At 60.9% G+C, this 11,131-nt stretch carries 9 protein-coding genes and 1 tRNA gene; 6 read left to right on the forward strand and 4 right to left on the reverse strand.

Features of this window, described 5'->3' with window-relative positions; translation table 11 throughout:
• The 3 genes from Y707_RS26965 to Y707_RS26970 all read left to right on the forward strand — a co-directional run.
• Positions 1-2,715: UPF0182 family membrane protein (locus Y707_RS26965; RefSeq protein ID WP_035782272.1), on the forward strand; the 2,715-nt coding region annotated here is incomplete at its 5' end.
• A 180-nt stretch (positions 2,716-2,895) separates the two neighbouring features.
• Positions 2,896-2,969, forward strand: a tRNA-Met gene (locus tag Y707_RS0116785).
• A 141-nt stretch (positions 2,970-3,110) separates the two neighbouring features.
• Positions 3,111-3,692 (forward strand): DUF6328 family protein, encoded by a 582-nt coding sequence (locus Y707_RS26970; protein WP_253905222.1) that lies wholly within the window; start codon positions 3,111-3,113, stop codon positions 3,690-3,692.
• Between the two features lie 70 nt (positions 3,693-3,762).
• On the opposite strand, the gene Y707_RS0116795 is transcribed toward Y707_RS26970, so the two are convergent.
• Positions 3,763-4,530: a PspA/IM30 family protein gene (locus tag Y707_RS0116795; RefSeq protein ID WP_026535933.1), complete on the reverse strand. Its 768-nt coding sequence runs from the start codon at positions 4,528-4,530 to the stop codon at positions 3,763-3,765.
• Positions 4,531-4,637: 107 nt separating this feature from the next.
• Complete coding sequence (locus Y707_RS0116800; RefSeq protein WP_026535934.1) at positions 4,638-6,668, reverse strand: TPM domain-containing protein; 2,031 nt, start codon at positions 6,666-6,668, stop codon at positions 4,638-4,640.
• A gap of 256 nt (positions 6,669-6,924) precedes the next feature.
• Here Y707_RS0116800 and Y707_RS0116805 point away from each other — a divergent pair, with 256 nt between their 5' ends.
• The 3 genes from Y707_RS0116805 to Y707_RS0116815 all read left to right on the forward strand — a co-directional run bounded on the left by Y707_RS0116805 (position 6,925) and on the right by Y707_RS0116815 (position 10,419).
• Entirely contained in the window at positions 6,925-8,358 is a 1,434-nt protein-coding gene (locus Y707_RS0116805; RefSeq protein WP_026535935.1) for a S1C family serine protease, read from the forward strand.
• Between the two features lie 200 nt (positions 8,359-8,558).
• The gene (locus Y707_RS0116810) at positions 8,559-9,377 is read left to right on the forward strand and encodes an electron transfer flavoprotein subunit beta/FixA family protein (RefSeq protein WP_026535936.1); all 819 of its coding nucleotides are present in this window, start codon (positions 8,559-8,561) and stop codon (positions 9,375-9,377) included.
• Between the two features lie 79 nt (positions 9,378-9,456).
• Entirely contained in the window at positions 9,457-10,419 is a 963-nt protein-coding gene (locus Y707_RS0116815; RefSeq protein ID WP_026535937.1) for an electron transfer flavoprotein subunit alpha/FixB family protein, read from the forward strand.
• A 32-nt stretch (positions 10,420-10,451) separates the two neighbouring features.
• On the opposite strand, the gene Y707_RS30875 is transcribed toward Y707_RS0116815, so the two are convergent.
• Together Y707_RS30875 and Y707_RS31660 are read right to left on the reverse strand one after the other, a co-directional pair.
• Positions 10,452-10,598: a TipAS antibiotic-recognition domain-containing protein gene (locus Y707_RS30875; protein WP_253905223.1), complete on the reverse strand. Its 147-nt coding sequence runs from the start codon at positions 10,596-10,598 to the stop codon at positions 10,452-10,454.
• Between the two features lie 128 nt (positions 10,599-10,726).
• A partial coding sequence (locus Y707_RS31660) for an anti-sigma factor (RefSeq protein ID WP_035782274.1) occupies positions 10,727-11,131 on the reverse strand: 405 nt, incomplete at its 5' end.

Below are 11,131 nucleotides of genomic sequence, written 5' to 3' on the forward strand. Positions count from 1 at the left end.
AATCTGAGCCGCTATCAGGAGACGATTGAGCCTGTCCGCAAGCTTGCCATGATCGGTATTCCGGTCCTGTTGGGCGTTTTCGCCGGAACCGCGGCTTCCTCGCAGTGGCAGCAGGTTCTGCTTTTCTTCAACCAGGTTCCTTACGGGGCCACCGACCCCGAATTCGGACTCGACTACACCTTCTACATGATCACGTTGCCGTTCCTCGGCTTCCTCGTGGGATTCATGATCAGCGTAGTTTTGGTCGCTGGTATTGCAGGATTGCTCACGCATTATCTCTATAGGGGCATCCGCCTGGAGGAGAAGGGCATCTTCACCAGTACGGCCGCACGGGTTCACATTGCGGTTGCGGCCGCTGCGTTCCTGATCCTGCAGGCCGTCAATTACTGGCTGGACCGTTATTCCACCCTGGTAAGCCAGGACGGTAACTGGGCCGGTGCGATGTATACGGATGTCAACGCCGTTATACCCACCAAATCGATTCTCGCTGTCGCCGCCCTTATTGTGGCGGTGCTGTTCGTCGCGGCTGCTATCACCAACAAGTGGAGGCTTCCGATTGTTGGTACCGCGATGCTGATCATCACAGCGATTCTCGCCAGTGGTGTTTATCCGTGGGTTATCCAGCGGTTCCAGGTGGAACCGTCCGAGCAGACCTTGGAAGAGCCGTACATTGCGCGCAATATCGAATTGACCCGTGAGGCTTACGGGCTCGATGCCATCGAGGTGAGCAACTATGACGCTTCCACCGATGTGGAAGCCGGCGCCCTCGAGGATGACGAGGAAACAACGGACAACATCCGTCTTCTGGACCCGAACCTGGTTTCCGCTGCTTTCGGACAGTTGCAACAGTTCCGGCCCTACTACCAGTTCCCTTCGATCCTGAATGTGGACCGCTACGAAATCGACGGCACAACGGAAAACGTTGTCGTCGCAGTGCGCGGACTGGATACGGGCAATAATCAGAGCTGGATCAACCAGCACGCCGTCTACACACACGGCTACGGACTGGTTGCCGCCAGCGCCAGCGAGGTCGCACCGGATGGCGAGCCGCAGTTCCTGGAAGCAGGGATTCCCAGCCAGGGAGTTCTCGGCGACTACCAGCCCCGCGCCTACTTCGGTGAGTTCTCCCCGGAGTATTCCGTAGTCGGTGCTCCTGAAGGTGCACCGCCCATGGAGCTCGACCGGCCGGAGACCGGCGGCGCCGAAGGCGAAGCCAAAACTACCTTCAGCGGCGACGGCGGACCGAGCATCGGGAACTTCTTCAACCGTTTGATCTACTCAATTCAGTTCCAATCCACTGACTTGCTGCTCTCGGATGCAGTTAATGAAGAATCGCAGATTCTTTATAACCGTGATCCCCGCCAACGCGTTGAGGCCGTGGCTCCGTACCTGACGGTTGACAGCAACATCTACCCAGCCGTCATCGACGGACGGATCAAGTGGATCGTCGAGGGCTACACGACTAATCAGAATTTCCCCTATTCGACGCAACAGCATCTCGAATCCGCCACCACGGATTCCCTGACGGGCGTCGGCGCCGCTTCGCAGGCATTGCCTCCGGAGCCGGTCAACTACATCCGCAACTCCGTCAAGGCGACGGTTGACGCCTATGACGGATCCGTGGACCTGTACGCCTGGGACGAGAATGATCCCATGCTGAAGGCCTGGCAGAACGTCTTCCCGGAAACCATCCAGCCAATCAGCGAAATTTCGGGCGACCTCATGAGCCACGTCCGCTATCCGGAGGACATGTTTAAGGTTCAGCGCGAACTGCTGGGACAGTACCACGTCACTAATCCGGTCGACTTCTACCGTGCCAACGAGGAATGGAGCGTTCCGGACGATCCGACGGCCGTCGACAACCAGAACACCCAGGGCAACAATGAGAGCAACGTTCCGATCCCGCCGTACTACCTGTCCCTGGCGATGCCGGGACAGGAAAATCCGTCCTTCCAGCTGACAACCCCGTTCATTCCGGCGGCGTCAAGTCAGGGCGAAGAAGCCCGGAACGTTCTGTATGGCTATCTCGCAGCGAATTCCGACGCCGGCTCCGAGGCTGGTGTGAAGGCCGACAGTTATGGGCAGCTCCGGTTGCTGGAACTGCCTACCGAACGAGTCGTTTCCGGACCCGGACAGGCCCAAAACCTGTTCAACTCGGACCCGGAAGTCTCACAGGCACTGAACCTGCTGCGGCGCGGAGCCTCAGAGGTGCTCAATGGAAATCTGCTGACACTGCCTGTTGGCGGCGGCATATTGTATGTACAGCCGGTTTACGTGCAGTCCTCCGGTGAATCCTCCTACCCGACACTGCAGCGCGTGCTGGTCAGTTTTGGCGAGGAAATTGGATTTGCGCCAACCCTGGATGAGGCACTGGATCAGCTGTTCGAAGGCGATTCCGGTGTAGAAGCCGAGGGAGCGGATCAAGAGGCCGAACCCAGCCAACCGGATGACGGAGGCGCCACTCCACCAGCGGATGCCGACGCACAAGCGACGCTGCGGGATGCCCTGCAACGGGCCAACGCGGCCATCCAGGCCGGGCAGGCTGCCCTTGCCGAAGGTGACTTCGCAGCCTACGGAGACGCTCAGGCAGCCTTGAACGCCGCGTTGCAGGATGCCATCGCCGCAGAGAACCGGATCGGCGGCCAGGAAGCGCCCGCGGACGGCGCGCCTGCCGAGGGTGATAGCGCTCAGCCGGAGCCGACCGAGGCGCCGTAGCTGCAAAGGCAGTAAGCCAAACAGCTGATAGTAATAGCTGGAACGGTTGGAAGGCCGGTCTGTCCTGCGGGGCAGGCCGGCCTTTTCGCGTCCCCGCAGCGGCTTCTTCTGACTTGGCTGCTGGGCCACTGAACCTCGATTTGGTGCTCAGGGACGTGGCAGGTAGAGTTATTACTACGCCGCGGGGTGGAGCAGTTCGGTAGCTCGCTGGGCTCATAACCCAGAGGTCACAGGTTCAAATCCTGTCCCCGCAACGAAAGAAAAAGCTCCTGATCGGTCTATTCCGATCAGGAGCTTTTTCGTGTCCGGGCAGCCGGATCGATGTGGGGTTTGGGCCCATCCATTTGGGTCCGGATTTTACTGATTCGTGACCTTCGGTCGCTTACACTGGTGCCATGATGAACGTCCACGGTGCAGCCCCCGGTGCCGGTTCCATGTCCGGCCAAGGGGGAGCGGCAGGGGCGGTTACCGGAGGCATATCGGATGATGGCCGGGGGGAATCGGAAAACCAACGGCTCGATCGCAACTGGGTGGAACTGCTGCAGGAACTCCGCGTCATGCAGACTGGAATCCAGATCCTCACCGGTTTCCTGCTCACCTTGCCGTTCCACGCCAAGTTCGAGCAACTGGACGCTTTCCAGGTCACCGTCTATCTATGCCTCGTCACCACGGCCGCGATTGTCACTGCGCTGATTCTTACCTCCGTGAACCTGCACCGGGCGCTGTTTGGCAGACACATCAAGAAGTCGTTGGTGACTAACAGCGACCGAATGGTGCGCGTGACCATGGCGCTGGTCGCATTTGTCCTGGCAGGTACAGCCGGTTTTATCTTTGACATTGTCATCGGCCGTTTTGCCGGTTTCCTGATGTTCGGGATCCTGTTGGGCGTCGTCATCATCCTTTGGGTGATCTACCCATTCATAGTCAGGCGGAGGGCCACCCGGGAACAGGCTGGAGCGGGTACTCAGACCGGCTAACACGGGACAAGACAAAAGGCCCGGGATCCTTGCAGATCCCGGGCCTCCTGGTCATAGAGTGGACTGTGGGTCAGTTATTCGACTGTGTCGATTCACCTGATGTCAGCTGCGAAGTTTCAGGACGGCTTGAGCCGGCCTTCAGCGCGGCAAGGCGCGCCTCTACTTCGGTCTGCTCGCCGAGATCCTCCAAGCTTTCAAACTGGGCGTCGAGGCTCGATTCCTGAAGCTCGGCCTGCCCGCGTACCCGGGCTTCCTCGCGGCGGATCTTGTCTTCGAACCGGCCGACTTCGCTGGTCGGGTCCATAAAGTCGATACTCTTTACCGCGTCCTGCATCTGCGACTGGGCTTCAACGGTGCGGGCACGGGCAGCCAGCTCGTCACGCTTGCGGCTGAGCTCATTGAGCTTGTTCTTCATCTGGTCGAGACCGGTCTTCAGCTTTTCGACGATTTCGCTTTGCGACTGGATGTTTGGTTCGGCACCATTAGCCTCGTTTTCGGCATCCATCTGGCGTTGGATCGCGACCTTGGCGAGGTTGTCGAACTTGTCTGCGTTGCCGCCGTTGCCCTGGGCCCGGAATTCTTCAGCCTTCTGGCTGGCGGCAATAGCCTTGTTGCCCCAGTTGCGGGCCGCTTCCATGTCTTCCTGATGGTCCTCCTCCAGCATCCGGAGGTTGCCGATCGTCTGTGCGACTGCGCTTTCCGCTTCGGCAATGTTGTTGGTGTAGTCCCGGACCATCTGGTCCAGCATCTTCTGCGGATCTTCCGCCTGGTCGATAAGGGAGTTGATGTTGGCTTTGGCCAGTTGAGCGACCCGGCCGAAGATTGACTGTTTTGACATATTGCTATCCTTCTTTCTGCCTAACATGAATTACCTGCTGATCCTCCGCTATCGCCTGCAGCGGCCGTGCTGCCGCCCGGTTTATCTTTACTTCCGGCTGTCCATGATTAGAAGCTGCCGCCGGCACCGCCGTCGAAGCCGCCTCCGAAGTCACCTCCGCCGAATCCGCCTCCGCCAAAGTCACCGCCATCGCCGAAGCCACCGAAACCGCCGCCCCCAAGGACGGAGCCAAGAAGGAGTCCGCCGAGCATGGCGCCTCCCATCCCGCTGCCACCTCGTCGGCCGGCGTACATACCGCCGCCGCCGTAGCCACCCATGCCACCGAAGCCTTCGACGTCGGTCTGGGCGATCTTGGCGGCTTGCCCAGCCAACACATTTGCCTGATGGGCGTAGTTCAGCGCTTCGGTCGGGTCATTCTTGGCGATCGAAAGGGCGTAGTCCAGGTTCCGCTGGGCCTCCGCGAGACGGGTCCGTGCTTCACTGCCAACGCCACCGCGCCGTGCCGCAATATAGTCAGATGTGCCCGAGATCTGGGCCCGCGCAGACATGACAGCCTGCTGCAGCGCAGACCGCGACCGACGGTCCTGGTCCTGTTTATCCCGCACACCAGCCAAGGCCTCATCCAGATGATGGTTAGCCTCTTCTATCCGGCGCATACAGGCCAAGGGGGCGATCTTTCCGGAGCGCAGTTCATCCTGGACGATGCTCAGCGCCGATTCTGCCCGGGCGAGGGGACCGGATAGCTCCCGGTGTTCGCCGCTGTCGACCATGGCACGGGCTGCGGCAACATCCTGAGCGATGTCTGCCACGGCCGGCTCGATGGCCTTATCGGCTTCATTGAGGTCGTTGGAGAGCTTGTCGACGGCGTCCAGCAGCACGTTGGTCTGCTGCACGCTCTCCTCAGCTGCGCGGACGGCGATTACGGCGGAGGCGGTGTCTGCGGCAGCGATCTTTTCCTCCGCGGTCTCTGCCGCCGTTTCGACAAATTCCAGCCGCTCGTACGCCTGTGCGATATTGTCTGCCACCTGGATAATCGCCTCGCCCGAGTAGCGTTCCTGCATCTTCACCAGGGACTGCTCGGCAGCGTCGACCTTGGCCGCAGCCTGCGCCGCCCCCCGCCGTGCGGCCTGAAGGGCTTCGGGAGCACGCTTTTCCAGTTTCCGTAATTCATCGAAGTCCGACTTGTGCTCTCCCAGGGTCTGGTTCGCTGCCTCACAGCTGCGGATGATCTGGCCAAGCCAGGTGCGCTGCTGCTCTTCGGTGTCGGGAATGTGGTCGTCCAGCTGCTGCTGAAGCTTGAACGATTCTCCCAGCTGGGCCTTGGCCTTGGTGATGTCATCGATGAACGGCTTGACGGCGTCGTCACCGTATTGTGCCTGGGCGAACAGAACCTCCTGTTCGCTGGTCCTGATGGCGTCGTCGCAGGCGACCAGGAGACTGCCGGCCCGGAGGCGAAGGTCCTCGACACTGACGCCTGCCAGAGGGTCCACCGGTCCGGTTTCTTCAGCGGTCTCGAGCTCGGCCTGGTTGTCTTTCGATTTCGAGTTGTTGCGGGAACGGAGGAACAGGAAAGCGCCCACTCCGATCAGGGCAATAACGAGCAGCACAGTTAACACAGTTGAAAATCCGCCTCCATCATTGGGGTTGCCGTCGCCGCCGCTGGCCGCATCGGCCGCGCCGGACGCTGCGCTCTCGGCCGCCGCTGTCCAGTTATCGTCGCGCAGCTCCGGTATGACCACGTCCTGCAGGATGGTCTCTTCCTCCTCGTGGCTGATGTCGCTCTCCGAATCAAAGCTTAACCACGCACTGCGCTCTTCTGTTGCAACGGCCAGCACCCCGTCCACGGTTCCCAGACTGTTTAATTCCGCCGTTTCCTGCGCCCAGGCCTCGGCACTATCGGCGCCGGTAAATTCAGGGACGAAAGCGACGTGCAGGTTGTAGTTATGCTCGTTCTGCAGCTCTTCGATGGCGGACTGGACTTGCGCCTCTTCCGAGCTGCTCAAGACGTCGGAGTCGTCGATTAGATATTCGCCAGGTGGAAACTCGACCGGCTCGACTGCATAAGCGGCCGTGGCAGGGAACACCAGGAAGGCCAGCAATCCCAGGACAGCTGCAAGGGACTTCAATAACGCACGCATGTATATGACCTTCAACCCCGTTGAGCGGCTCCCGAACGGAGCCACAGATATTTAAGCGGCCAGGCCGGGCTGTCCGCCGTTTTGATTCTATGACCCACCCTATATGGCGTCCAGAACCGAAATATATGCTGGGAGTGAAACGTTGGCTTAGGTGCAGGCTTATACGGGAGGCTTTCAGGAAAGCCTCAGCGAATGTGGAACCCGGGTTCAGAATCGACAGGCATAGTTGAGCTGTCTATGCGAAAGGATTTAATAGATGACTGAGCAGCACGGCAGTGGATACGGGCCGCAGCGTCCTACGGCACCCCAGGGGATGCCTCCCCAACCGCAGACGCCGCCGTCGAACGCGCCCCGGTACGGGCAGTATCAGCAACCGGCCGGCCCCCCGTCCTATGGGGAAAACGCTCAGCAACCCGACGGGGACAACGGGCAGCAATACGGGGGCATGCCGCCAAACAATCAGTTTCAGGACCGTACACCCCGCGGAAAGAAGAAGTACGGTTCGGCGACCCTGATCAGCGGCATGCTTATTGCAGGCCTTGTTGGTGGTGGAGTTGTGGTCGGCTCCGAGGCATTGTTCGACGACGGTTCCCAGGCCGCTCCGCCGTCGAACACGGCGGCGCAAAGCCCCGTGATTGTCAACGATCAGGAAAACGTCAACGCCGTTACGGCTGCCGCGCAGAAGGCCTCACCGAGTGTGGTCACGATTTCGGTGGCCGGGCAGCAGGCAAGTGGAACCGGCTCGGGAATCATCCTTGACCGTGAAGGCCACATCCTGACCAACACACACGTCGTGACGCTTGGCGGCCAGTCCTCGGACACCAATGTGGAGGTCCGGACCAATGACGGCCGTGTCCACTCTGCCGAGATTGTCGGTACCGATCCGTTTTCCGACCTGGCCGTGATTAAGATCGAGGCCGAAGGGTTGACGCCTGCTGTACTGGCCGATTCCAAGGACCTGAACGTGGGGGACACCGCCATCGCAATTGGTGCGCCTCTTGGTTTGAGCGGAACGGTCACCGACGGAATCATCTCCACCTTGAACCGCACCATCCGCGTTGCCTCCTCGGCCGTGCCGGAGACGCAGCCGGACGGTCCGCAGCGGGGAACCCCCGACGATCAAGGCTGGAATTTCGTTCCGCCGGACGGTTCGGAGAATCCACAAAGCAGCGGTCAAGGCGCGGTGTTCATCAACGTGATTCAGACCGACGCGGCGATTAACCACGGCAACTCCGGTGGCGCACTGGTCAATGCCGACGGCGAGGTGATCGGCGTCAATGTCGCGATCGCTTCAGGCAGCGAGACCGGCGGCAATATCGGTGTCGGCTTCTCGATCCCCATCGACTATGCCGAACGCGTTGCGCAGGAAATTATCGCGGATGGAGAAGCCACACACGGTTTCCTCGGCGTTTCCGTGACCGCCAAGGCCTCGGAGGAGTCGGAGGGCCGCACCGCCTTCAGTGTTGGCGCAGAGGTGGCCGAAGTCGTGGAAGGATCTCCTGCCGCTCAGGCCGGTCTGGAGACCGGTGACGTGATCACCAAGGTATCCGGCGTCAGCATCGGCGATGGCGAAGCTCTGACCGCCGTCGTCAGGCAACAGGCGCAGGGGGAGACGGTCCAGCTGTCCTACCTCCGTGATGGAGAGCCGATGAGCACAGAGGTGACACTCGGCGACGCCGATTTGTCCTGAGCTGCGCCTTCCAAACAGCTCGTGCAGCCGGGGACCGGTCCTTCCAGGACCGGTCCCCGGCTCCATTTAATGGGCCTTCCAGATCGGTTAATGAGTCATAACCGAACTTGATGTGGTTAGCTTAATCCAGGTCCCGGTACAGCGTCGGGGCGCAATCGTACGACATACCTCTTCCGACAAAGAGGGGATGAAAGGCGACAGTGGAAAATACGGCACTGAAAATTGTGGTCCTGGTCAAACACGTTCCCGACGCCCAGTTCGACAGGCACCTCACGGACTCGTCCAACACGACAGACCGCTTGACGAGCATCCTGTCTGAACTCGACGAGTATGCATTGGAAGCAGCCCTCCAACTGGTCGAAACCCATGGCGGAGCTGATGCAGGCCACCAAGTCATCGCAATGACCATGGGCCCGGACGGCGCCGTCGCCGCTGTGAAGAAAGCCCTGCAGATTGGCGCCACCGAAGGCGTCCACTTGAGCGATGAAGCGCTTGCCGGATCCGACGCCGCGGCAACCTCCCTCGCGCTGTCGGCAACCATCAACCATATTGGCGACGTTGACCTGGTGCTGACCGGCATGGCATCCACCGACGGCGAAACATCCCTGGTCCCGGCACAGCTGGCAGAGCGGCTGGACCTGCCTCAGGTCACCTTCGCCTCGACTCTGGAACTGAAGGACGACGACGGCGGTTACCAGATCGTGGCGCGGCGTGACGGCGATACCCACCTGGACAATATCGAATCCCGTCTGCCAGCAGTCGTATCGGTAACGGACCAGATTAACGAACCGCGGTACCCGAACTTCAAGGGCATCATGGCCGCCAAGAAGAAGCCTTTGGCTACGCTCACCCTCAGCGACATTGGCGTGGATGCTGCGGACGTGGGATTGGCTGGTTCCTGGACGAACGTTGAATCGGCGGAGCCGCGCCCGCCCCGTTCCCACGGTGTAGTCATTACCGATGAGGGCGACGCCGGAAAGCAGCTGGTCGATTTCCTCGAAAAGCAGAAACTGCTCTAGGCCAAAGCCCGCGGCCAAACAAGCCGAACGACCGGCGTCGGACACCTCCAGACGCTGAAGACTAAAGGAGTCCGCCAGCATGGCTACTGTTCTTGTATTCATCGACAACCCTGGTGACGAGCTGCAGAAGGGAAACCTGGAGCTGTTGACACTCGCCGCTGCAGCAGGGGAACCCGCCGTCGCATTCAACGGTACTCTGAGTGACGGCGTCAAGGAGACCTTCGCCGAGTATGGCGTCACAACGATCTACCGTCCCAGCGCGGCGGACCTGGACGAATACCTGGTGGGGCCCAAAGCCGGCTACCTCGCCGCCGTCGTCGGGCAGGCAGCACCGTCAGCTGTACTGATCGACAACACCTTCGAGGGCAAGGAAATCGCCGCCCGGCTGGGAATCAAGATCGGTTCCGGCGTGGTGACCGACGTGATCGCGCTGGCAGGAAATGGCGCGGAGCTGACCGCCACGAAATCGGTGCTGGCCGGTGCCTACACCGTCGAGGCCAAGGTCTCCACCGGTATCCCGATTATGACCGTGAAGCCGAACAGCGTTCCGGCGGCCGCTGCAGGACCGGCGTCCGCCCCGGAGGAGACCACTGTGGAAGTGGCTTCCGGAGCGGACGGCACGGCTGCGAAAATTACCGGTCGGGAGGAGAAGCCTGCCAGCGGAAGGCCCGCCCTGACCGACGCGCGTGTCATCGTTTCAGGCGGACGCGGTACCGGCGGCGACTTCACCCCGATCGAGAAGCTCGCTGACGCACTGGGCGGAGCGGTAGGTGCATCCCGCGCCGCCACGGATGCAGGATGGATCGAACATTCCGCGCAGGTGGGTCAGACCGGCAAGACCGTCTCACCGCAGCTTTACATCTCCGCGGGGATTTCCGGGGCAATCCAGCAGAAGGCGGGAATGCAGACGTCGAAGGTGATCATCGCCGTCAATAAGGACGAGGACTCACCGGTATTCGAGATCGCCGACTTTGGCATTGTGGGGGATCTCTTCGAGGTGCTGCCGCAGGCCACCGAAGAGATCCTCAAGCGCCGGAGCTGAACCGACTGTAGAGACGGTCAGGTCTGGCCGGACTAACCATCCTGGAGGTTGCGCGCGGCGTAGACCTTGATCCCCTCCAGCAGGTAGGCCGCCAGACCGGACTTTTCCTTGTCGTAGAACCTGGTGAAGCGGGCGTCGTCGACATACATCTGTCCCAGCCCCGTTCGGCCAGCAGCCACTTGCGGTGCACACGCAGCGCATCGCGTTCGCCGACCTGGCCATTGAGCACACGCAGGCCGGACTTTCCGGCTGGTAATCCAACACTAAAAGTTGACGTTACGTCAAGGTCAAGCTTTTGGCGGTAGGTTTACGCGCCCAGCGGTATTTGGGCGATGATCGGCATCGTCGGGGTTTCCGAACCGCCCTCCGGCTCCACCGTGATGGCGACGGCAGAATAGTCGTCAAAGTCCTGGAGAACTGTCGTCTGCGTATCGGAGACGTCCTCGCCCGTCATTGTGCCCACAGACTCCGGTGCACTGCCGCTCTGGGGCAGGCGCCACATCTGGTAGACCTTTCCCGGCGGGGGAGCGGGCACATCGTGCAGGGTCACAACGGCAGCGCCAACGGACTCCGAAAGCGCGACGTCGGCTGTACCACCGGCCGGGATCTCGAGGCTCTCGCTGCGCACATCGGATGCTTCGACAACCTGCTCCTGCAGGGAAGGATCAGACACATTCTGCGCCACGGTGACGGATCCGATGGCGATGGCGGC

The sequence above is a fragment of the Arthrobacter sp. H14 genome (assembly GCF_000520495.1).
Taxonomy (GTDB): domain Bacteria; phylum Actinomycetota; class Actinomycetes; order Actinomycetales; family Micrococcaceae; genus Arthrobacter_C.

Excerpts from the sequence above, each read along its gene's own strand:
- Y707_RS0116815 (WP_026535937.1), top strand. The coding sequence starts at position 9,457 with ATGGCTACTGTTCTTGTATTCATCGACAACCCTGGTGACGAGCTGCAG.
- Y707_RS26970 (WP_253905222.1), top strand. The coding sequence starts at position 3,111 with ATGATGAACGTCCACGGTGCAGCCCCCGGTGCCGGTTCCATGTCCGGC.
- Y707_RS0116795 (WP_026535933.1), bottom strand. The coding sequence starts at position 4,530 with ATGTCAAAACAGTCAATCTTCGGCCGGGTCGCTCAACTGGCCAAAGCC.
- Y707_RS0116800 (WP_026535934.1), bottom strand. The coding sequence starts at position 6,668 with ATGCGTGCGTTATTGAAGTCCCTTGCAGCTGTCCTGGGATTGCTGGCC.
- Y707_RS0116805 (WP_026535935.1), top strand. The coding sequence starts at position 6,925 with ATGACTGAGCAGCACGGCAGTGGATACGGGCCGCAGCGTCCTACGGCA.